Source organism: Paracoccus aeridis (assembly GCF_004923205.2).
Taxonomy (GTDB): Bacteria; Pseudomonadota; Alphaproteobacteria; order Rhodobacterales; family Rhodobacteraceae; genus Paracoccus; species Paracoccus aeridis.
Genome location: NZ_SELD02000001.1, coordinates 116,752 through 137,804 on the forward strand (window position 1 = coordinate 116,752; position 21,053 = coordinate 137,804).

Here is a 21,053-nt window from a genome sequence, read left to right on the forward strand (position 1 = left end):
CCCGTTCTTGATCTTGTTCTTTGCGGGCAGTCTTGCAGCCTGCGGCGCCAAAAGCCAGACGAACGGCGCACGGCCGTTCAGATTTCCCGCAGCCGTGCCATGCACCCCCTGAGCGGGGCGAGGTCGTCGACGATCTCGACCACCGGCATGTCGCGCAGGTGGTCGATCACGGCGGGCGGCATGCCGGGCGCGGCGAAGACCTGTTCCAGCCCGCCCAGGAACGCGGCGCGTTCGGCCGCCATCGCGCGGGCCGCGCTGCCGGCGAGCCAAAGCCCCTGGTCGGGCCAGTGCCGCATTGCGAGGTCGCCGCAGGTCATCCCGAACAGTTCGGCCGCAAGGGCCATCGGCGCGGCGTGGCCCGCCGCCCTCGCCGCATCGGTCAGGCGCGGCAGGGCGGGGCCGGCCAGCAGCAGCTCGATGGTGGGGAAGTCGCGGGTGGCCGCGCCGATCGCGTCCTGCAGCCTGCGCGCGACCATCGCGGGCAGGAGCGCGTGGCCGGTTTCCGATTCCAGCGCCAGCGTGCGGCCGCCCTCGCGCCGGACCGGGCAGACGTTGAACCCGGTGCCCGCGTTCACGACCAGCGCCTGCGCGTTGCCGCCCCAGTCGCGCCGGCCCGGCCTCACCACCGCGACCTGGCCGTCGCCCAGGTGCGGCAGCGCATAGCCGGTCGCGGCCATGTCGTTGATGACCTGCGCCTCGCAGCCCAGGTCGGCGGCAAGCTGCGCCTGGGGCAACGCCCAGTCACGGTTGGTGAGATGGCCGACGCCGTCGATCACCGGACCCGCGACCGACACCACGATCCGACCCGGATCGGGCGCCCCCGGCCCCAGCATCCGGCGCACCAGCGGCACGAACTCGGACTGCGGCAGCGGTCCCCGCACCACCTCCGTCCGCGAGAATGCGGCATTTTCCACGATTCCGACGCGAAGATTCGTGCCCCCGATATCCGCCACGACGTCAGACACTTGCCACCTCTCGCTGCCTTTTTCTCACGTTGCCTTGATCGATCGTGCGTGATCCCGGCAACAAATTGCCGGAACTGCATAGTGCCTTGCGCGTTTTCCCTTGACAAAGCACGACAAGTAAAATGCCGAGGGATTTTCCCATGTTCGCCGTTCGCACCGCCGCCCTGATCCTGGCCGCCACCGCCGCTGTTGCACCCGTAACCGCAGCTCACTCTGCCGTCGAGGCCCGAGGCGAGCTGCCGGCCGTCAAGGCATGGTCGGCCGTCGCCGGGATGAGCGCGCGGCAGGTCGTGGACCTGGCCGGGACCCTGCCCACCGGCAGCGCCGACGCGGGCACGCCCTGGTGCGACGCCAGCGCCCAGATTCACGGCGCGCTGGACGCCGAGTTCGGCGAAACGCTGGTGCTGGCGAAGCGCGACGGGCTGCGCCTGTGGGGCTCGGACGAGATGGGGACGTGGACGATGGTTTTCGAACGCCCCGACGGCAGCAGCTGCATCGTCGCGTCTGGCATCGGCTACCAGGACGGGACCGATCCGTCCGTGATCTTCCGGACCGCCGGGCTGCCGGGCTGAGCGGCGAGGGGCCCGCTCCGGCCCGTCTCACCCTTCTGTCGATTGCGTCCAAGCGCCGGCTGTGACATGCCGGCGCTGATTCTTTTCCCCGGGCACGACACATGCAAACCCAAGACGGCTCGATCATCCGCGACATTACCCTTGCCGATTTCGGCCGCAAGGAACTGGACATCGCGGAAACCGAAATGCCCGGCCTGATGGCGCTGCGGCAGGAATACGGCGCGGCGAAGCCGCTCGCCGGCGCGCGGATCGCGGGATCGCTCCACATGACGATCCAGACAGCGGTTCTGATCGAGACGCTGGTCGCACTTGGCGCCGAGGTCCGCTGGGCGTCCTGCAACATCTATTCCACGCAGGACCACGCCGCCGCGGCGATCGCCGCGACCGGCGTCCCGGTCTTCGCGGTCAAGGGCGAGACGCTGCCCGAATACTGGTCCTACACCGACAGGATCTTCCAGTTCGCCGATGGCACCGCGAACATGATCCTGGACGACGGCGGGGACGCCACGCTCTATATCCTTCTCGGCGCGCGGGTCGAGGCGGGCGAGACCGACCTGATCGGCGCGCCGCAGTCCGAAGAGGAAGAGGCGCTGTTCGCCCAGATCCGCGAGCGGCTGGCGGCGAGCCCCGGCTGGTTCACCGCGCAGCGCGACGCGATCCGCGGCGTGTCCGAGGAAACCACCACCGGCGTTCACCGGCTCTACGACCTGCACAAGCAGGGGCTTCTGCCGTTCCCTGCGATCAACGTGAACGACAGCGTCACCAAGTCGAAGTTCGACAACAAGTACGGCTGCAAGGAATCACTCGTGGACGGCATCCGCCGCGCGACCGACACGATGATGGCCGGCAAGGTCGCGGTCGTCTGCGGGTATGGCGACGTGGGCAAGGGCTCGGCGGCCAGCCTGCGCGGGGCGGGCGCGCGCGTGAAGGTGACCGAGGTCGATCCGATCTGCGCCCTGCAGGCCGCGATGGACGGGTTCGAGGTCGTGACCCTGGAAGACGTGGCCGCCACCGCCGACATCTTCGTGACGACCACCGGCAACAGGGACGTGATCCGGCTCGAGCACATGCGCGAGATGAAGGACATGGCCATCGTCGGCAACATCGGCCACTTCGACAACGAGATCCAGGTCGCCGCGCTCCGCAACCACAAGTGGACGAACATCAAGGACCAGGTGGACATGATCGAGATGCCTTCGGGCAACCGCATCATCCTGCTGAGCCAGGGGCGCCTGCTGAACCTCGGCAACGCCACCGGGCACCCGTCCTTCGTCATGTCGGCCAGCTTCACCAACCAGGTGCTGGCGCAGATCGAGTTGTGGACCCGCGGCGACGACTACCAGCCCGGCGTCTACATCCTGCCCAAGCACCTCGACGAAAAGGTCGCGCGGCTTCACCTCGACCGGATCGGCGTCAGGCTGACGCAGCTGCGGCCCGAACAGGCCGACTACATCGGCGTCAGCGTCGACGGCCCGTTCAAGGCGGAACATTACCGCTACTGACATGCGGTATGTCTGGGGCGGCCTCGGCTTTCTGGCCATTGCACTCGCGGTGATCGGAACCGTCCTTCCGATCATGCCGACCGTGCCGTTCCTGATCGTGGCGGCGTTCGCCTTTGCACGCTCGTCGCCCCGGTTCCACCGGCGGCTGATGGACCACCGCATCTTCGGCCCGCAGATCCGGCAGTGGCAGGATCATCACGCGATCGAGCGTCGGGTGAAGGTCATCGCCATCGCCAGCATGGCGGGGGGGCTCTGCGTCAGCTATTTCCTGCTGCCGCCCGAGCTGTGGCTGGTCCAGTTCGGCGTGCTGGCGCTGGTTTCGGTCTTCATCGCCAGCCGCCCGGCACCGCCTCCGGGGGCCTGACAGGTCAGCCCCGACCCGCCGCGCGGACCATCCGCCCGATCGCCTCGGCATGGCCGGGCTTCGCCGCGACCACCCCGGCGCAGAGCGCGAGCGCGGTTTCCATCAGCGCCTCGCGGGGCACGATCCGGTCGATGAGACCCCAGGCCAGTGCCTCCTCGGCGCCGATCCGCTGCCCGGCCGACAGGATCATCGCCGCGCGCGAGCGGCCGACCAGCCGGACCATCCGCACCACGTCGGACGGCGGCGGCAGGTAGCCGAGCCGCATCACCGGATAGAAGAACGTCGCTTCAGGCACCGCGATGCGGATGTCACAGGCAAGCGCCATGCCGTTCGCCCCGCCCGCAATCGTGCCGTTCAGCGCCGCGACCGTGAGGCAGGGCAGGTCCGCGACGGCCCCCGACAGCCTTTCCCACGCGGACGAGACGGCCAGGCCCGCCGCCGCCTCGCCAAGGTCCGCGCCGGCCGAGAACACCTTGCCGTTCCCGGTCAAAACCAGCGCCCGTGCCCCGGAACGCCCCGCCTCCGTCACCGCCGCGCACAGGCTGTCCAGCATCGCCCCGGTCAGTGCATTGGCCTTTGCGGGGCGATTCAGCACGAGTTTGACCACGCTCTCGGGATCGCGATGGATCCAAACGAGGTCGTCCGTCATTGGCCTGTGATCCTCGCCGTGCGACAAATCGGCAAGACGAACCTGACGCCCAACCTGAGAGGAAGATGCATGCATTTCCGTGCGACGAGTTCCATTTTCGCCCTTCTCGCTTCCGCTACGCCCGTTCTGGCGGACGTGACGCCTGCCGAAGTGTGGCAGAGCTGGACCGAGTACTACAAGGTCTCGGGCTACACGGTCGCCGAGGGTGCGCGGCAGGAAACGGGCGACAGCCTCGTCCTCAGCGACGTGGTGCTGACGATGGACGGCCAGGATTCCGACGTGTCCCTGACCATTCCGCAGATCACCCTGACCGGCACGGGCGACGGCCGCGTCCGGACGACCACGTCGGACCAGTCGACCGCCAGGTTCGTGGTGAAGGACGCCGAGGACGGGGACGTCAACGTGACCGCCACCCTGGCGCACCCGGGCACCGAGGTGATTTCGTCCGGGACCGCCGGCGACCTGACCAGCGAAACCCGGATGCCGAACCTCACCGTGACGCTGGACGAGGTCGTCACGGCCGACGAGACGCATTCCGACCTTGCCACGCTGACCGTGGCCGACCTCGGCATCCGCGAGCATGTCGTGCAGGGGGACCCGCTCAAGGCCGACTTCGACGTGACCAGCGGCCGCAGCGAGCTGGCCCTGAACGTCGCGGGCAAGGACGACGACGGCGCCGACTACAAGGTGAACGGCAACATCGCGCTGAACTCGCTGAAGAGCACGGGCTCGGGCACGTTCCCGGCCAATGCCCGGATGGACGAGAACATGGCCGCCGCCCTGCGCGCCGGGATGGCGTTCACCGCGAACCTGCAGGCGGGTCCGCTGACCGCCAGCTTCGATCTCGCCGGCACCGGCGAGGACGGCGCGCCGATGACCGCCGCGGTCAAGGGCGACGGCCAGGGCTTCAGCGCCGACATCGGCCTGTCGCAGGCCGGCCTGAACTACCAGGTCGATAGCGACCGGATGACGGCCGAGGTCACGTCGTCCGACATGCCGTTCCCGGTCACCTACGGGATGGACAGCAACAGCGTCCTGCTGCAGCTGCCCGTTAGCGCAAGCGACGAGCCGCAGCCGTTCAAGTTCACCTACTCGATCGCCGGCCTGACGCTTGGCGACGCCATCTGGGACCAGTTCGACCAGGCGAAGGTGCTGCCGCGCGACCCGGCCAACCTCGACATCGACGTGACCGGCAACCTGCGGGTGAAGCAGGACGTGCTGGACCCCGAGGTGATGAAGGCGGCCGAAGCTGCCGCCGAAGCCGGAACGGATGACGCTGCGCCCGCGACCGAAGGCGCCGCGCCTGCGACCGACGGGACGACCCCGGACGCCGCTGCCCCGGACGCGGCCACGCCGGATGCGCCTGCTCCCGACGCGGCGGACGCCACGACCCCGGACGCGACCGCTCCGGACGCGGCGGACGCCACCACTCCGGATGCGGCCACCCCGGACGCGACCGAAACCGAAGCCGCCGAGGCACCGGAAGATCCGTACGAGCCCGTCGATATCGCCATCAACCAGTTCGCGCTGTCGGGCGCGGGCGTCAACGTGACCGCCGCCGGCAATCTTGCGGCTGCGGGCGAAGGCGGGATGGAAACCCCGGTCGGGCAGATCAACGCGCGGGCCGAGGGGCTGAACGGCCTTCTGGACCGCCTCGTGCAGATCGGCGTCGTACAGCAGGAACAGGTCGGGGCGGCGCGGATGATGCTCGCGATGTTCACCAAGGCGGGCGAGGGCCCGGACACGGCGACCATGGACATTGAGTTCAGGGAAGGCGGCTCGATCTTTGCCAACGGCCAGCAGGTGAAGTAACGATCTGCCTCAGGACGCTTGGCGGGGGACCGGGCCTGTGCCCGGTCCCTTCCGCATCGAGCGGTCCCCCCAACTTGCTGGAAGGCTGCCCGACATGCGTGACGATCTTGACCTGCAGGCACTGACCGCCGCGCTTCTGGACGCGGCCAGGGCCGCCGGCGCCGACCAGGCCGACGCGCTGGCGGTGGGCGGGTCGTCGCTGTCGGTCGAGGTGCGGGGCGGCCGGCTGGAACACGCCGAGCGCGCCGACGGGACCGAGCTTGGCCTGCGGGTACTGATCGGCGGCCGGCAGGCCTGCGTGGCCGCAAGCAACCTGTCGCCCGAAACGATGCGCGAGATGGCCGAGCGCGCCGTCGCCATGGCGCGCGAGGCGCCGGTGGACGACGCTCTCGCGCTGGCCGATCCGGCGCAACTCGCCCCCCGCTACGACGGCGGCCTGCAACTGGCCGAGGACACGGCCCCGCCCGCGCCCGCGTCGCTGCAGGACGCGGCGCTGCGGGCCGAGGCGGCGGCGCGCGCCGTCAGCGGCGTCAGCATGATCGACAGCGCCGGCGCCGCCTTTGCCCGGCGCGGGCTGTTCCTCGCCACCAGCAACGGCTTCGCCGCGGGTTACGAGCGCACGTCCCACTCTGTGTCGGCGGTCGCGATCACGGGCGAGGGAACCGCGATGGAGCGCGACTGGGCAGGGGAATCGCGGGTCTGGGCCGCCGACATGCCCGCCCCCGAGGAGATCGGCCGCCTCGCCGGCGAACGCACGGCGGCCCGCGCCGGCGCCCGCAAGCCGCCCACCGGCGCGGTGCCCGTGCTGTTCGACCAGCGCGTCGCGGGCGGGCTGATCGGGCACCTGCTGTCGGCCGTGAACGGGTCGGCGGTGGCGCGGGGCGCGTCATGGCTGCGGGATGCGCTGGACACGCAGGTCCTTCCCGCGGGCTTCGACCTGATCGAGGACCCGCTTACGCCGCGCTTCGGCGCGAGCCGCCCGTTCGACGCCGAGGGGCTGCCCACCGCCGAACGCGCCATCGTCCGCGACGGCGTGCTGCAGGGATGGACGCTGGATATCGCCACGGCGAACAAGCTGGGCCTGCAATCGACGGCGAACGCGGTGCGCGGCGCCTCCAGCCCGCCGTCGCCCGGGGTTTCGAACGTGCGGCTGTCGCCCGGCGCGATCAGCCGCGATCAGATGCTGCGCGACATGGGGCGGGGCCTTGTCGTGACCTCGTTCCTCGGTTCGTCGATCAACGCGACCACGGGGGACTATTCGCGGGGCGCGGCGGGGTTCTGGGTCGAGGGCGGAGAGATCGCCTACGCCGTCAACGAATGCACCATCGCGGGCAACCTGCGCGACATGCTGCTGCGCCTGACCGCGGCGGACGACCTGCCGGAATGGCGCAGCCACGCCGTCCCCAGCCTGCTGGTGGAAGGGATGACCCTTGCCGGCAGCTGACCTGCCCCTGCTGGTCCGCGCGGCGCTGGACGCCGGGCCGATCGCGCTGCGGTTCTGGAAGAACGCCCCCCGCGCCTGGGACAAGGGCGGCACCGCCGGCCCGGTGACCGAGGCGGACCTCGCCGTCAACGAGCAGCTGGAAGCCACCCTGCGCGCGGCCCGGCCGGATTACGGCTGGCTCAGCGAGGAAAGCGCGGACGACCCGGCGCGGCGCAGGGCGGAGCGCATCTTCATCGTCGATCCGATCGACGGCACGCGCGCGTTCATCGACGGGCAGGACGGGTTCTGCCACGCCATCGCCGTGGCCGAGCGGGGCCGCGTCACCGCCGCCGCCGTCTACCTGCCGGCGCGCGACCTGATCTACGCCGCAAGCGTGGACGGACCGGCGACCCGGAACGGCGATCCCGTCAGACCGTCGGACACGGACCTTCCCGGCGCGCGCGTCCTGACCAGCCGCGCCTCGCTCGACCCCGCGATGTGGCGCACCGACCGGCCGCCGCCGTTCCGGCGCGAGTTCCGCCCCTCGATCGCCTGGCGGCTGTGCCTTGCCGCCGAGGGGCGCTTCGACGCGGCGCTGTCGCTCAGGCCCTGCTGGGAATGGGACGTGGCGGCCGCGAGCCTGATCGCCGCGCGCGCGGGCTGCGTCGCCACCGACATGAACGGCGGCGCCCTGCGCTTCAATTCGGCCGCCGCGCAGGTCGCGGGGGTGGTGGTCGCCGGGCCGCGCCTTCACGGGGCGATCATGGGCGCGCGGCGGCTCGCCGAACCCGCAGACCCGCCCGAAGGAGAGGAGGTCGCATGACCCGCTTGCCCATTGGTGAGCTCGACCGCATCGCCGATGCGATCACCTTCCACCCCGAAACGGCCGAGGCGCGGGCCTTGCGGCAGGCGTTGGGGCGGTTCGCCACCGGCGTGACGGTCGTCACCGTTGCCGGGCCGGACGGGCCGACGGGGATGACGGTGAACAGCTTCACCAGCGTCTCGCTGGATCCGCCGCTTCTGCTGTGGTGCCCGGCGCGCAGCTCGTCCCGCCACGACGCCTTCGCGCGGGCGCAGGCCTTCGCGGTGCACGTGCTGGGGGCCGAGCAGTTGGACCTGTGCCTGCGCTTCACCCGCGGCGGCGAGGGGTTTGCGGGGTTGGAGGACATCGCGAACGCCGAGGGCGTGCCGGTCATCGCCGGGGTCGCCGCGCGGTTTGACTGCGTCCGCCACGCCGCGCATGAAGGGGGCGACCACACGGTCGTGATCGGGCAGGTGGCGCGGGTGACGGTCGGCGGGCCCGACGATCACCCGCTGGTCTTCGCCGCGGGCCGGTTCGGAACGTTCCAGCCCGACGACCGATAGGGCAGCCCGTCACGCGGCCGGTTCGACCGCGATCACGTCGTTGTCGCCGGGCAGCGGTTCCAGTTCCGGAAGCGGCGGCAGGGGGGCGAGGTCGAACGAGAACCCGGTGTCCGCCGGGGCCGATGTCGCGATGGTGTCGCCCGGGCCGCCCAGGACGGCGATCTGCGCTGCAAGCCGCGCGATCGCGGCGTTCTGCGCCGCGGCGATCTCGGCCGGGGAAGCCGGGCTGCGGCGCGCTGCCCCGCCGCCAAGGCCCAGGCTGCTCGACGCCCGCTTTTCCGCCACCGGCAGCGGCACCTGGATGTCGAACATGCGCGCATGGTTCGCCGCGCCCGAGCTTTCGTTCGACACGTAGTAGGCGCCCTTCAGGCGGTAGATGCCGTTCAGCTGCGCAAGCGCGGTTTCCACCCGCACCTCGACCCGGCGGCGGGGCGGCTCGGCCAGGGGCCACGGCTCGGCGATGACGGTCGCGCCCGACATCTCGGTGATGGACCGGGCGAGGGTCAGCGTGAAGGCGCGTTCGGGGTTGTCGGCCCACAGCGTCCGGGTGTTCGACCGCACCGCGCCGTCGGGCGTCTGCCAGGCGACCTCGCCCGACAGCACATAGGCCGGCAGCGACACGTCGCGCAGTTCGGCGGTGCCGAGATTGTTGCCGACGCGGGTTCCCGCGGCCGGCGGGTTGATCAGGTAGCGTTCGACCCGTTCCGGGTTGGAACAGCCCGCGAGCGCCGCCGCGGCGGCCAGGATGAGGGTCAGGCCATGACGCATGTCTATCGTCCCAGGATGAAGGCGCGCGGGTTGCGCTCGATGGAGTTGGACAGGCTGCCGAAGGATTCGGCCGCCCGCCGCAGGGTCCGCAGCGTGTTGACCAGTTCCGTCTGGAACGCGCCGCGGTCGCCGAACGACGAGATCACGCTTTCCCCGCGCGCCGCCAGCGCCTGGAAGCGCTGCGACAGGGCCGGCAGGGTGTTCGCCGCGACGGCGACCTGGTCCATCGCCCGGCGGGCCGATGCGAGCGCGGCGTTCAGGCTGCCGGCGGCGTTGCCGTCGCGCAGGTCGTTGAGCAGCCCCGACGCGGCTTGCAGCGTGTCCGACAGGTTGCGCGGCAGCTGCGCGGCGTCTTCCGTTCCCAGCATGGCGCGCAGGTCGGCGATCAGCCCCTTGGCTTCGGCGCTGATGCCCGCGAAGTCGAATTCGTCGACCGAGGCCGCCGCGGCGTCGAGGCTGTCCACCATCCCGGGAATGTCCGCCGCCGCCTCGTTCACCGACGCGAAGGCGGCGGTGGCGTTGTCCAGCGCCTGCGTCAGCCTGGTCGCGGCCTGGTTGGCGCGCAGGTCGCCCGCGAGCCCGCCGATGCTGTCGGCAGCCGTGCCGATGTTCGTGACGGTCGTGGAGATCTGGCCGGGCAGGGCGCGGGCCGCGTCGGTGCCGATCACGGCGCGCACGTCCGCCAGCGCCGCGCGCATGTCGGTGGCGATGGCCGCGAAGTCCACGCCGCTGACCGAGGCCGAGGCGCGGTCCAGCTGCTCGACGATCGCGGGCACGCGGTCTGCCGTCGCGTTCAGCTTGGTGACGAGCTGGTCAGCCTGCGCCGTGGCGCGGCTGACATTGGCCACCGTGCCCGAGGCGCGAAGCTCCTCGACGGCGGTGCGGAGCTCGGTCATCGTGACCTGCGCCTCGTCGATGGTGCGGCGCAGCGATTGCGGGATCGCGCGCGTGTCCTGCGAACTCGCCACGGCGGTGATGCTGTTCATCATGTCGGTCGCGGACTTCACGAGCTCTTCCAGCTTGAGACCGCCGACGCGGCTGAGGAAGCCCTGCGCCGTCGTCGAGATGTCGGACAGGTCCGCGGGCGCCGTCGGCAGGATCGGGTAGGGCTGGGCGCTGGCTGCCACCTGCGCGGGCGGGGCGTCGGGAAGCTCGACCAGCTCCACCATCAGCGAGGTGCCGAAGAAACCCGCGCCGGTGACGCGGGCGCGCAGCCCCTCGGCCACGCGCTGGGTCAGGAAGGCCAGCGCCGCATCGGGGCCGGCATCGTCGCCAAGGCCCATGCGCTGCGGCGACACAGCGATGGTGATGTCCTGCGCGGTCGGTCCGGGCGCGCCGTTCGCGCCCTGCAGCTGCCGCACGGCCAAGTTCGTGACCCGGCCGACGCTCAGCCCCTCGTACTGGACGTCGGCTCCTTCCGTCAGGCCGCGCACGGCGTCGGACAGCAGCAGGGTCAGCCGCAGCTCGTCCTGCGGCGAGCCCGAGAAAAGCTGCGTCTGCGCGGCGTCCTGGTTGGGGTACAGCTGGAAGACATGCCCCGCCTCGACCTTGTCGCCGCCGGAGCTCAGCGTGGCGAACTCGGCCCCGCCCTGCAGGAGCGAGGTGACCGAGGTGACGTTCAGCTGCACGCCTTGCGGGCCAAGGCCGACGCTGAACCCCGAGACGTCCCAGAACACGGTCGCCGTCGTGAGCCGCTCATCATGCGGCGCCTCGACGAAGACGTCGGCCAGCACCGTCTCGTCGCGGTCGGCAAGGCGCAGGTTCTGCATCCGCCCGACCGGCAGGCCGCGGTAGTAGATGGGGGCGCCCTCGCTCATCCCGGTGGCGTTGTCGCCGGCCAGCACCACCCAGGTGCCGCGTTCGTTGCTGCGCGTCAGGGGCGGGCGTTCCAGGCCGGTGTGGATGGTCTCGGTCGCAGGGCCTTCCTCGTCGTCCCAGAACCCCTCGATGAAGGCCCCGGTCAGCACCGTGTCGAGCCGCGAGATGCCCTGCGTGGACACCTGCGGCCGGACGATCCAGAACTCGGCGTCGTCGTCGATGTACTGCGCGACCTCCTCGGCCACGCGGATGTCCACGATCACGCGCTGCAGGTCCGAGGTGAAGCGCACCGCACCGACCTGGCCCACCGGGATCTCGCGAAAGCGCAGCTGAGTCTCGCCCGGCGTGATCCCTGTGGCGTCGGCGAACGCCACCGACACCAGCGTGCCGCGCCCGTTATAGGCGTTCCACCCCAGCGCGAGCGTCACGACCAGCGCGACGAACGGCACCAGCCAGATCAGCGACACGCCCGCCCGCGCGGCCCGCGCCGCCGTCCGCCGCACCGGGCTGGCGGGGCGAAGCGGCCCCTGGCCGCTCGGGGGCGGGCTGGTGGGCGGGGTCGGGTTGGGGGTGGGGGTCGGGTCGGGCGAAGATGCGGGCGTGCGATCCGGCGGCGTGTCGGTCATCCAGGGGTCCTGTCCTTGCGGCCGCGCAACGGCAGGCCGCGCCAGATCAACCGCGGGTCGAAGCTTTGCGCCGAAACCATCGTGAAGGCAACGGACAGCGCGAAGCACACCGCCGCCGGGCCGGGATGGATCGAGGCGACGAAGCCCAGCTGCACCAGCGCCGACAGGATCGCCACCACGAACACGTCGATCATCGACCAGCGGCCGATGAACTCGATCACCTCGAACACCTTCAGCCGCGTATGGGCCGCCTCATGGGTGGCGGGCCTGCCCGCGACGACCGCGAGCCACGCGATCGCGCCGAACTTGATCAGCGGAACGATGACGGAGGCCACGAACACGATCGCCGCGACCCCGTAGTTGCCATAGTGGATGAGCTCGATCACGCCGCCCAGGATGGTGGCCTCGGCCGAGGCGCCGATGCCCGCGAAGGTTTCCGTCTTCAGCATGGGCATGAGGTTGGCGGGAACGTAGCAGATCAGCCCGGCCGCGAGCCAGGCCCAGACCGCCTGCAGCCCCTTGCGGTCGGGCGGGTGCAGGGTCGCGCCGCAGCGGTCGCAGATCTCGTGCCCCGAGGGCCAGACCCGCCCGCAGCTGCGGCAACCCACGAGGTTCGCCCGGTGCGCGGTCAGCAGGGGCGCGTGGTCGGCCACGTCGCCGCCGCCGGCGTGACCAGGGGCGTGACCGGACGAGTGGCCGGCCACGTGACCGGCCGCTGCGGCCGCGGCAGGGCGGTTCATCCGCGCGCCCCGACGCTTGCCCCGACGCTCGCCCCGCCGCTCGCCGCCGGAACCCGGCCCGCCGATGTGGCCTCGGCGCGACTCGCGGGCACGACCTCGCGCCCGTCGGTCCGGACGCCCTGATCCTCGAGCGCGTCCCAGATCGTGGCCGAACTGGTGTAGATGCGACTCGCCAGCCCCACCAGGATCAGCGCGCAGAAGGCCCAGAACGCCGGTCCCATGTGCAGCGAGGCAAGCCCGCCTACCTTCACGAGCGCGACCGCCGTGCCGATGATGAAGATCTCTGCCATGGACCACGGGCGCATGATCTCGGACGCGCGGAACGCCGGCGCGGCATAGCGGGCGGGCCGGCGGCCCATCGCCATCGGCATCAGCGTGTAGACCAGCAGCAGGGCCCGCATGACCGGAAGCGCCACGATGAACACGATGACGGCCACGGTCAGCGGGATCATCCACCCGTGCGAGAACGCGAGCGCGACCCCGAACAGCGAGGTGTCGTTGCCGAACCCCATCCGCGAGATCTGCAGGAACGGAAAGAACGTCGCCGCGATCATCAGGACGACCTGCGTCAGCGACAGCGCGACGATGCGCGTGAACGCCCCCTCGCGCGGCCGCGCCAGCACGGTGTTGCAGCGCACGCAGCGGGCGACCTCGCCCGACAGCAGCTCCTCCTCGATATGGAGCGCGTCGCAGCGCGGGCAGGCCAGAAGCCCCGCGCCGGTCGTCAGGTCGTATTGGCCCTCGATCAGCATGGCGCCAACATAGACCGCCCCTGCCGCCGCACAAGTCCGCGCCATCGCTGCGGACGCAGCGGCGCGGGCGGGCTGCCGGAATTGTGACATCCCCATCACGGGCGAGCCGCCGCAGGTGCCGTGCCGCCGCCCTTGTGCCCGGTGGACGCGCTGCTAGCATCGCCTCGATCCGGGGAGGGGTGCTGGAATTGGACTACGACGTCGTCATCGCGGGCGCGGGCAGCGCCGGCTGCGTGCTGGCCGCCCGCCTGTCGGAAAACCCCCGCATCCGCGTCCTGCTGGTCGAAGCGGGGGGACGGGACAACTACCACTGGATCCACGTCCCGATCGGCTATCTGTACTGCATCGGCAACCCGCGCACCGACTGGATGTACAAGACCGCGCCCGAGCCGAACCTGGGCGGGCGCGAGCTTCTGTACCCGCGCGGGCGGGTCCTCGGGGGCAGCAGTTCGATCAACGGGATGCTGTATGTCCGCGGACAGGCCGCCGACTATGACGGCTGGCGGCAGGCGGGCTGCACGGGCTGGGGCTGGGACGACGTGGCGCCCCTGTTCCGCAAGTCCGAGGACTATTTCGCCGGCGCCTCGGAACACCACGGCGCGGGCGGCCCCTGGCGGATCGAGAAGCAGCGCCTGCGCTGGGACATCCTCGACGACTGGGCCCGCGCCGCCGAGGTCGCGGGCATCCCCTGCGTGGACGACTTCAACACCGGCGACAACGAGGGCGTGGGCTATTTCAAGGTGAGCCAGAAGGGCGGCTGGCGCGTCTCGGCCGCGCGGTCGTTCCTCAGGCCGGCGATGAAGCGGCCGAACCTCACCGTGATGACCGGCCGCCAGGTCCGCCGCGTCGTGTTCGAGGGCCGGCGCGCCGTGGGGCTGGAACTGTCCGCGGACGGCGGGTCCGAAATCGTGCGCGGCGGGCGGGTCGTGCTGTCTGCGGGGGCGGTCGGCACGCCGCAGATCCTGCAGCTGTCCGGCGTGGGGCCCGGCGCGCTGCTGCAGGACATGGGGATCCCGGTCCTGCGCGACGCGCCCGTGGGCGAGAACCTGCAGGATCACCTGCAGATTCGCTGCGCGTGGAAGGTGACGGGCGCGCGGACGCTGAACCAGCTCGCGCGCGGCTGGTGGGGCAAGGGGATGATCGGGGCCGAGTACCTGCTGCGCCGCACCGGCCCGATGAGCATGGCGCCCAGCCAGCTCGGCGCCTTCGCCCGCTCGTCCCCCGACGTGGCGACGCCGGACCTCGAATGGCACGTCCAGCCCCTGAGCCTCGAGGCGTTCGGACAGGCCCTGCACGACTTCCCGGCGATCACGGCCAGCGTCGTGCCGCTGCGCCCGGAAAGCCGCGGCCACGTCCGCATCACGTCGCCCGACGCGAGCGACGCGCCGCGAATCGCGCCGAACTACCTTTCGACCCCGGGCGACCGGCTGACGGCCGCGCGCGCGATCCGCATGACCCGCCGGATCATGCGGCAGGAGCCGCTGGCGCGGTACCGCCCCGAGGAGTTCAAGCCGGGCGGCGACGTTGACGGCGACGAGGCGCTGGCGGATGCGGCCGGCCGGATCGGGTCCACGATCTTCCACCCCGTGGGGACCGCGCGGATGGGGGCCGATCCGGGGTCCGTAGTCGATCCTTCGCTGCGCGTGCGCGGGATCGAGGGGCTGCGGGTCGTCGATGCCTCGATCATGCCGACGATCACCTCGGGCAACACCAATGCGCCCACGATCATGATCGCCGAGAAGGCCGCCATGCTGATCGCGGACGAACTGCGCGGCATTTGACCTGTTAACCGCGCCTTGAGGGCAGGCGTGATAGGCCGGACCCGAGCTCGGATCGGGAAGGCAGTCACATGGCGGGAAAAAACGTACCCACCGTCATCATCAGGCGCGGCGGCGACGTGGTCGCGGCCGGCCACCACGGCGGCGCCTGGAAGGTGGCCTACGCCGACTTCGTGACCGCGATGATGGCGTTCTTCCTGCTGATGTGGCTGCTGAACGCCACCACCGAAAAGCAGCGGCAGGGGCTGGCCGACTATTTCGACCCCACCGTGATCCAGACCCCGAACGGCGGCACCACCGGCGTGGACCCGGCCACGACCGACCCGCTCGCGCCCCCCGACGCGACCGACGCGACCGATGCGAGCGACGCGGCGGCCGCCCGGGCGTTCGAGGAGATGGCGCGCCATGTCCAGGACCGCCTGAACGGGTCGGGGGCCGAATCGATGCAGCGCACGAACATCCTGCGCCACGTCGTGACCCGCATGACGGACGAGGGGCTGGTGATCGAACTGGGCGACATTGCCGGGGCGCCGCTGTTCCAGGGCGACACGGCAGAGCCCGCGCCGGTGCTCGTGGACCTCGCGCAGATCGTGGCCGAGGTGCTGGGGCAGGTCCGCAACGACATCGCGATCGCCGGCCACGTCCGCAGCTTCCCACAGATGATGGTCGTGTCCCCGGTCTGGGCGCTGTCGGACGCGCGCGCCCACGCGGTGCGCGGCCTGATGCAGGCGGGGGGCTTCGACCCGGCGCGCATCCAGCGGGTGACGGCGCTGGCCGACCGCCGGCACCGCAACTCCAACCCCCTCGATCCCGCCAACAACCGGGTCGAGGTCATCCTGCTCCGCTGACCGGCCGACACCGGCCGCCGTTAGCCTGATCTTAAGGCCTTTCGGTCACAGCTTCCACAACGCGACTCAACACGGGTGAACCATGTCGATCTCCTCGTCCCTCAACGCCGGTGTCGCCGGCCTGGCGGCCAACGCAACCCGGCTCGCCGGGATCTCCGACAACATCGCGAACTCGGGCACCTACGGCTACAAGCGGGTGAACACCCAGTTCGAAGGCATGGTCATCAACCAGGCCCGCGGCGCCGGGGTCTATTCGGCGGGCGGCGTTCGCGCGATGACCTCGCGGGTGATCGACCAGAAGGGGGCGCTGATTTCGTCGTCGCACCCGCTCGACCTCGCGATCTCGGGGCGCGGCATGCTGCCGGTGATCCCGTCCGCGACCATGGGCCTGAACCCGGCCGACCGGCCGATCATGATGACCACGACCGGGTCGTTCAGGCCCGACGCCGACGGCGTCTTGCGGACCAATTCGGGGCTGGTGCTGATGGGCTGGCCCGCGAACTCGGACGGCACCATCCCCACCCAGACCCGCGACGCCGTGGGCGGGCTGCAGCCGATCGTGCTGAACGCCAACCAGACCTCTGCCGACCCCACCACCATGATGAGCCTCGGCATCAACCTGCCGGCCGTCGCCACGGAAGAAGGCGCAAGCGGCGAGCCGATGACGACCCGGGTGGAATATTTCGGCAACCTCGGCACGTCGGAATCGCTCAACATCACCTTCACCCCGGTCCCGTCGGCGGTGCCGGGCCAGATGTCGAACCAGTGGCAGATGGACATCCGTGACTCCGCCTCGCCCGACTCGACGAACCTGGTGGGCAGCTACACGCTGTCCTTCGACGACAGCCCCACCCTGGGCGGGCGCCTGTCCTCGGTCACGACGCTCAGCGGCGGCGCCTACGACCCCGCGACAGGGGAACTCGCGCTCGACGTGGCAGGCGGCCCGATGGCGGTCCGGATCGGCACCGCCGGCGACGCGAACGGGCTGACGCAGCTCGCCGACAGCTTCAAGCCCGTGAACATCAGCAAGGACGGATCGCCCGTCGGTAACCTGACCGCGGTCGAGGTCGACGAGAACGGCTTCATGCGCGCGACCTACGACACCGGCTTCATCCGCACGATCTACCAGATCCCGCTGGTCGACGTCCCGAACCCCAACGGCCTCATCGCGCTGAACAACCAGACCTACCAGGTCTCGCCCAGCTCGGGGTCGTTCTTCCTGTGGGACGCGGGCGACGGGCCGACGGGGACCGTGGTGGGCTATGCCCGCGAAGGATCGACCACCGACGTCGCGGCCGAACTGACCGACCTGATCCAGACCCAGCGCGCCTATTCCTCGAACGCCAAGGTCATCCAGACGGTGGACGAGATGCTGCAGGAAACCACGAACATCAAGCGCTGAGGCGCGGGACCGGGAAGGGGGCACCGCAATGAGCCTGACGAACGCGCTGTCGAACGCCATGTCCGGGCTGACCTACGCCGCCCGCGGGACAGAGGTGGTCGCCAGCAACATCGCCAACGCGCAGAACCCCGGCTATGCCCGGCGCGAGCTGCAACTGTCGTCGCGCGCCCATGTCGCGGGCGGCGGCGGGGTCCAGATCGACTCGGTCGCGCGGGTGGTCCGGCAGTCGGTGCTGGCGCAGCAGCGGCTCGCCGGGGCCGACGCCGCGTCCACAAGCGTGCTGACGGCCTTCGCCCGCGACATCGAACAGGCCGTCGGCGTGCCGGGCGAACCCGGCTCGCTCACCGCCACGATGGCGAGCTTCGAGGCCGCGCTGACATCCGCGGCCGCCCGGCCCGACAGCGAGGTTCGCCTGTCGGCGGTCATCTCGACCGCCGGGGCGCTTGCCACGCAGATCAACCAGCTCGGCACGCAGTTGCAGGAAAGCCGGACCAAGGCAGACGCGGCGGTCGCACGGGATGTGGACCGGCTCAACGACGGGCTGGCCCAGGTGGCCGACCTGAACCGCCTGGTCACGGTGCAGCTCGCGCAGGGGAACGACGCCTCTTCGCTGATGGACCGGCGGCAGGCGCTGATCTCGTCACTGTCCGAGATCGTGCCCCTTCAGGAACTGCCGCGCGACAACGGCCGGGTGGCGCTGGTCACGAAGGGCGGGTCGCTGCTGCTGGACGGATCGACCCCCTTGCCGCTCGGTTTCCGGGCGACCGGGCCGGTCCAGCCGGACATGACCGCGGGCAGCCCGCTGTCGCTCTTGATCGTCGACGGGGTGGAGCTTTCGGCGGGGCAGATGTCGATGTTCGCGGGCGGCACGCTCGCGGCCAACCTCGCGATCCGCGATCAGACCGCGCCGGGGCTGCAGGCGCAGCTGGACGGCATGGCGCTTGATCTCGTGCAGCGCGCGGCCGATCCGGCCGTGGACCCGACGCTGGCGGGGGGCGGGGCCGGGCTGTTCATCGATGCGCGCGCCGGGGGCCTTCCCGCCGATGCGACCGGCCTCGCGGGCAGGCTGGCGCTGAACCCGCTTGCCGATCCTGCCGGCGGGGGCGCGACCTGGCGCCTGCGCGACGGGATGGCGGCTGCGCTGCCGGCCGCGCCCGGCGATCCGGGCGTGCTGGGCCGGCTCGCCGACGCGCTCGCGCGGGCGCGCCCGCCGGCCGGCGCGGGGCCCGGCGCGTCACCCCGCGCGGCGCAGGGCCACGCGGCCGACCTGTCTTCGTCCGTCGCCGGTCTGCGGCTGGGCGCTGAGGCGGACGGCGCCCGCGCCAACACCCATGCCGACGCGCTGTCCGACATGATGCGCGCCGACGGCGTGGATACCGACCGCGAGATGGAAAACCTCCTCAACCTCGAACGGGCCTACGCCGCCAACGCCAAGGTGCTGAAGGCGGTCGACGACATGCTGCTGAACATCCTGGGGCTGACATGAGCATTTCCCTGACCACATCCGACCTGTCCCGGGGGGTGCAGCTTCGGCGCGCCAACCAGGACATCAAGGCACAGCTGTCGGCGCTCTCGCACGAGGTGACGACCGGCCGGCGCCACGACCTCGCCGCCTCGCAGAAGGGCGACATGGGGCCGGTGGCCTTCATCACCTCGCGCCTGACGACACTCGACGCGCTGTCGTCGAACGCGGCGCTCGTCGGGACCGAACTGGAATCGGTTCAGGCCGCCTTCGCTTCGGTGCAGTCGCTCGTGGGTGACAAGGGAACATCCCTCATCGCCGACGCGCGGGTCGGCAACGCCGCGACGATGGGCCTTCACGCGCGCCAGGCGGCAAGCGACATGGCGTCGGTCGTGGCCGCGTTCAACGTGAGCGCGGGCAGCCGGTTTCTTCTGGCGGGGGCGGCGACCGACACGGCGCCGCTCTCGCCGGCCGAGGACATCATGGCGATGACGCGGGCGATCGCCGCTGCGCAGCCCACGGCGGGGGATGCGATCGCGGCGATCGACGCGTGGTTCGACGCGCCGGCGGGCGGCGGCGGGTTCCTCGACATGGCCTTTCATGGCGCCCCGGCTCCGGCGGGCGGCGTGGCGGTCGGCCCGGGCACGAAGGTCGAAAACCCGGCCGATGCCTCGGCCGACGGCGTGCGCCAGACGCTGAAGGGCCTCGCCATCGCGGCCTTCGCGGCCGAGCCGGGACCCGCTGCCGATGCGGGCGCGGCAGCGCTGCTGATCGGCGCCGCGGGCGAGCGCCTGCTGGCGGGCGCCAGGGGCCTGACCGAGCTGCAGGCATCCGTCGGCGTCGCCCAGGCCACGGTGGAACAGGCCGCGACCCGCAACGACGCCGAGGGGACGGGGCTCAGGATCATGCACGACAGGCTGGCCTCGGCCGACCCGTACGAGGCGGCGACGGCGCTGACCGACGCCGAATCGCGGCTGGAAAAGCTCTACGCCCTGACGGCGCGGCTCAGCCGCCTTTCGCTGATGGACTACCTGTGATGGCGCGGCTGCTGTGGTTGGCCGTGCTGGCGGTTCTTCTGCCGCTGATGGCGCAGGCCGCGCCGGTCCGGATCAAGGACCTCGTCACGATCGACGGGGTCCGCGGCAACGACCTCGTCGGTTACGGTCTGGTCGTCGGCCTGAACGGCACGGGCGACAGCCTGCGGAACACGCCCTACACCGAGGACATGCTGTCCGGCATGCTGGAACGGCTGGGTGTCAACGTGACCGGCGAAGACTTCCGCCCCAAGAACGTGGCCGCGGTGATGGTCACGGCCACCCTGCCGCCGTTCGCGCGCGCCGGAAGCCAGATCGACGTGAACGTGGCTGCCATCGGCGACGCGAAAAGCCTGCTGGGCGGCACCCTGGTTCTGACGCCCCTGAATGCCGCGGACGGGTCGGTCTATGCGGTGGCGCAGGGTTCGGTGATCGCCGGCGGCGTCGCGGTCGAGGGGGAGGCCGCGAAGGTTGTGCAGGGCGTGCCCACCGCCGGGGCGGTCCCGTCCGGCGCGCGGGTGGAACGCGAGGTGAGCTTCGACTTCTCGACAATGACCGGTTTCCGCCTGGCGCTGCGGGACGCCGATTTCACGACCGCGGCGCGGATCGAGGCGGTCATCAACGACGACCTGGGGCCCGGCGTGGCCGAACTGCTCGACGCGGGCACCGTCTCGGTGGACCCGAGCAGCCTCGGCACCGTGAACCCGGCGCGGCTCGCCGGACGCATCGAGAACCTGACGGTCGAACCGGAGGCGCGCGCGCGTGTCGTGGTTGACCACAGGTCCGGGACGATCGTGGTGGGCGAGGATGTGCGGATTTCGCGCGTCGCCGTGTCGCAGGGCAGCCTCACGCTGCGGGTGCGGGAAGCGCCGGTGGTGTCCCAGCCCAACCCGTTCGCGCGCGGCGAGACGATCGTGGTGCCGCGCACCGATGCGCAGATCACCCAGGAACCGGGGATCGGCTTTGCCGAGGTCAGCGCCGAATCGTCGCTGTCGGACGTGGTGGCCGGGCTGAACGCGCTCGGGGTGCGGCCGCGCGAGATGATCGACATCCTGAAGGCCGTCCACGCCGCGGGCGCGCTTCATGCGGAGTTCGTGGTGAACTGATCGGGGGGCAAAGGGTCGTCGCGTTGGATTTGCGTAGACGGCTCGTTCCGCGGACCCCGCCTTGCGG

General features: G+C 71.2%; 19 protein-coding genes. 13 read left to right on the forward strand and 6 right to left on the reverse strand.

Features of this window, described 5'->3' with window-relative positions; all coding sequences use genetic code 11:
• Positions 1-77 precede the first annotated feature (77 nt).
• The gene (locus tag ELI80_RS00585; RefSeq protein ID WP_136648731.1) at positions 78-965 is read right to left on the reverse strand and encodes a glucokinase; all 888 of its coding nucleotides are present in this window, start codon (positions 963-965) and stop codon (positions 78-80) included.
• Positions 966-1,105: 140 nt separating this feature from the next.
• Here ELI80_RS00585 and ELI80_RS00590 point away from each other — a divergent pair, with 140 nt between their 5' ends.
• From ELI80_RS00590 to ELI80_RS00600, 3 genes are all read left to right on the forward strand, one after another.
• The gene (locus tag ELI80_RS00590) at positions 1,106-1,537 is read left to right on the forward strand and encodes a hypothetical protein (protein ID WP_136648732.1); all 432 of its coding nucleotides are present in this window, start codon (positions 1,106-1,108) and stop codon (positions 1,535-1,537) included.
• Between the two features lie 101 nt (positions 1,538-1,638).
• Positions 1,639-3,039, forward strand: a complete 1,401-nt coding sequence (gene ahcY, locus ELI80_RS00595) for an adenosylhomocysteinase (protein WP_136648733.1) — start codon at positions 1,639-1,641, stop codon at positions 3,037-3,039.
• A 1-nt stretch (position 3,040) separates the two neighbouring features.
• Complete coding sequence (locus ELI80_RS00600) at positions 3,041-3,403, forward strand: YbaN family protein (protein ID WP_136648734.1); 363 nt, start codon at positions 3,041-3,043, stop codon at positions 3,401-3,403.
• Positions 3,404-3,407: 4 nt separating this feature from the next.
• Here the strand turns inward: ELI80_RS00600 and ELI80_RS00605 are convergent, their stop codons facing one another.
• Positions 3,408-4,052: an enoyl-CoA hydratase/isomerase family protein gene (locus ELI80_RS00605; protein ID WP_136648735.1), complete on the reverse strand. Its 645-nt coding sequence runs from the start codon at positions 4,050-4,052 to the stop codon at positions 3,408-3,410.
• Positions 4,053-4,121: 69 nt separating this feature from the next.
• Here ELI80_RS00605 and ELI80_RS00610 point away from each other — a divergent pair, with 69 nt between their 5' ends.
• The 4 genes from ELI80_RS00610 (at position 4,122) to ferA (ending at position 8,652) form a co-directional block, all read left to right on the forward strand.
• Positions 4,122-5,864 (forward strand): DUF2125 domain-containing protein, encoded by a 1,743-nt coding sequence (locus ELI80_RS00610; RefSeq protein WP_161596404.1) that lies wholly within the window; start codon positions 4,122-4,124, stop codon positions 5,862-5,864.
• 94 nt (positions 5,865-5,958) lie between these two features.
• Entirely contained in the window at positions 5,959-7,308 is a 1,350-nt protein-coding gene (locus ELI80_RS00615; RefSeq protein ID WP_136648737.1) for a TldD/PmbA family protein, read from the forward strand.
• Complete coding sequence (locus ELI80_RS00620; RefSeq protein ID WP_136648738.1) at positions 7,295-8,110, forward strand: 3'(2'),5'-bisphosphate nucleotidase CysQ; 816 nt, start codon at positions 7,295-7,297, stop codon at positions 8,108-8,110. The genes ELI80_RS00615 and ELI80_RS00620 overlap by 14 nt, the downstream gene beginning before the upstream one ends.
• Positions 8,107-8,652: a flavin reductase FerA gene (gene ferA, locus ELI80_RS00625; RefSeq protein WP_136648739.1), complete on the forward strand. Its 546-nt coding sequence runs from the start codon at positions 8,107-8,109 to the stop codon at positions 8,650-8,652. The genes ELI80_RS00620 and ferA overlap by 4 nt, the downstream gene beginning before the upstream one ends.
• A 9-nt stretch (positions 8,653-8,661) precedes the next feature.
• Here the strand turns inward: ferA and ELI80_RS00630 are convergent, their stop codons facing one another.
• Genes ELI80_RS00630 through ELI80_RS00645 form a run of 4 tightly spaced genes read right to left on the reverse strand, consistent with a single transcriptional unit; the run spans position 8,662 to position 13,356 of the window.
• Complete coding sequence (locus ELI80_RS00630) at positions 8,662-9,420, reverse strand: PqiC family protein (protein WP_236641255.1); 759 nt, start codon at positions 9,418-9,420, stop codon at positions 8,662-8,664.
• 2 nt (positions 9,421-9,422) lie between these two features.
• On the reverse strand, positions 9,423-11,864 hold the full coding sequence (locus tag ELI80_RS00635) for an MlaD family protein (protein WP_136648740.1): 2,442 nt from the start codon (positions 11,862-11,864) through the stop codon (positions 9,423-9,425).
• On the reverse strand, positions 11,861-12,604 hold the full coding sequence (locus tag ELI80_RS00640; RefSeq protein WP_136648741.1) for a paraquat-inducible protein A: 744 nt from the start codon (positions 12,602-12,604) through the stop codon (positions 11,861-11,863). Before ELI80_RS00640 ends, ELI80_RS00635 begins: the two co-directional genes overlap by 4 nt.
• Positions 12,601-13,356, reverse strand: a complete 756-nt coding sequence (locus ELI80_RS00645) for a paraquat-inducible protein A (protein WP_136648742.1) — start codon at positions 13,354-13,356, stop codon at positions 12,601-12,603. Before ELI80_RS00645 ends, ELI80_RS00640 begins: the two co-directional genes overlap by 4 nt.
• A gap of 188 nt (positions 13,357-13,544) precedes the next feature.
• Between ELI80_RS00645 and ELI80_RS00650 the strand changes: the two genes are divergently transcribed.
• The 6 genes from ELI80_RS00650 (at position 13,545) to ELI80_RS00675 (ending at position 20,986) form a co-directional block, all read left to right on the forward strand.
• Positions 13,545-15,137, forward strand: coding sequence for a GMC family oxidoreductase (locus ELI80_RS00650; RefSeq protein WP_136648743.1), 1,593 nt, complete (start codon positions 13,545-13,547; stop codon positions 15,135-15,137).
• Between the two features lie 68 nt (positions 15,138-15,205).
• Positions 15,206-15,982, forward strand: a complete 777-nt coding sequence (locus ELI80_RS00655; RefSeq protein WP_136648744.1) for a flagellar motor protein MotB — start codon at positions 15,206-15,208, stop codon at positions 15,980-15,982.
• Positions 15,983-16,064: 82 nt separating this feature from the next.
• The gene (locus tag ELI80_RS00660; RefSeq protein ID WP_136648745.1) at positions 16,065-17,384 is read left to right on the forward strand and encodes a flagellar hook protein FlgE; all 1,320 of its coding nucleotides are present in this window, start codon (positions 16,065-16,067) and stop codon (positions 17,382-17,384) included.
• 28 nt (positions 17,385-17,412) lie between these two features.
• Entirely contained in the window at positions 17,413-18,870 is a 1,458-nt protein-coding gene (locus tag ELI80_RS00665; RefSeq protein WP_136648746.1) for a FlgK family flagellar hook-associated protein, read from the forward strand.
• Positions 18,867-19,883 carry a flagellin family protein gene (locus ELI80_RS00670; protein ID WP_136648747.1) on the forward strand — a complete coding sequence of 339 codons (1,017 nt, stop codon included), beginning with the start codon at positions 18,867-18,869 and terminating at the stop codon, positions 19,881-19,883. The genes ELI80_RS00665 and ELI80_RS00670 overlap by 4 nt, the downstream gene beginning before the upstream one ends.
• Positions 19,884-19,930: 47 nt before the next feature.
• Positions 19,931-20,986 carry a flagellar basal body P-ring protein FlgI gene (locus ELI80_RS00675; protein ID WP_236641264.1) on the forward strand — a complete coding sequence of 352 codons (1,056 nt, stop codon included), beginning with the start codon at positions 19,931-19,933 and terminating at the stop codon, positions 20,984-20,986.
• Positions 20,987-21,053: the final 67 nt, after the last annotated feature.

Coding starts and splice junctions, on each gene's coding strand:
- ELI80_RS00590 (WP_136648732.1), top strand. CDS start 1,106: ATGTTCGCCGTTCGCACCGCCGCCCTGATCCTGGCCGCCACCGCCGCT.
- ahcY (WP_136648733.1), top strand. CDS start 1,639: ATGCAAACCCAAGACGGCTCGATCATCCGCGACATTACCCTTGCCGAT.
- ELI80_RS00600 (WP_136648734.1), top strand. CDS start 3,041: ATGCGGTATGTCTGGGGCGGCCTCGGCTTTCTGGCCATTGCACTCGCG.
- ELI80_RS00605 (WP_136648735.1), bottom strand. CDS start 4,052: ATGACGGACGACCTCGTTTGGATCCATCGCGATCCCGAGAGCGTGGTC.
- ELI80_RS00610 (WP_161596404.1), top strand. CDS start 4,122: ATGCATTTCCGTGCGACGAGTTCCATTTTCGCCCTTCTCGCTTCCGCT.
- ELI80_RS00615 (WP_136648737.1), top strand. CDS start 5,959: ATGCGTGACGATCTTGACCTGCAGGCACTGACCGCCGCGCTTCTGGAC.
- ferA (WP_136648739.1), top strand. CDS start 8,107: ATGACCCGCTTGCCCATTGGTGAGCTCGACCGCATCGCCGATGCGATC.
- ELI80_RS00630 (WP_236641255.1), bottom strand. CDS start 9,420: ATGCGTCATGGCCTGACCCTCATCCTGGCCGCCGCGGCGGCGCTCGCG.
- ELI80_RS00635 (WP_136648740.1), bottom strand. CDS start 11,864: ATGACCGACACGCCGCCGGATCGCACGCCCGCATCTTCGCCCGACCCG.
- ELI80_RS00640 (WP_136648741.1), bottom strand. CDS start 12,604: ATGAACCGCCCTGCCGCGGCCGCAGCGGCCGGTCACGTGGCCGGCCAC.
- ELI80_RS00645 (WP_136648742.1), bottom strand. CDS start 13,356: ATGCTGATCGAGGGCCAATACGACCTGACGACCGGCGCGGGGCTTCTG.
- ELI80_RS00655 (WP_136648744.1), top strand. CDS start 15,206: ATGGCGGGAAAAAACGTACCCACCGTCATCATCAGGCGCGGCGGCGAC.
- ELI80_RS00660 (WP_136648745.1), top strand. CDS start 16,065: ATGTCGATCTCCTCGTCCCTCAACGCCGGTGTCGCCGGCCTGGCGGCC.
- ELI80_RS00665 (WP_136648746.1), top strand. CDS start 17,413: ATGAGCCTGACGAACGCGCTGTCGAACGCCATGTCCGGGCTGACCTAC.
- ELI80_RS00670 (WP_136648747.1), top strand. CDS start 18,867: ATGAGCATTTCCCTGACCACATCCGACCTGTCCCGGGGGGTGCAGCTT.
- ELI80_RS00675 (WP_236641264.1), top strand. CDS start 19,931: ATGGCGCAGGCCGCGCCGGTCCGGATCAAGGACCTCGTCACGATCGAC.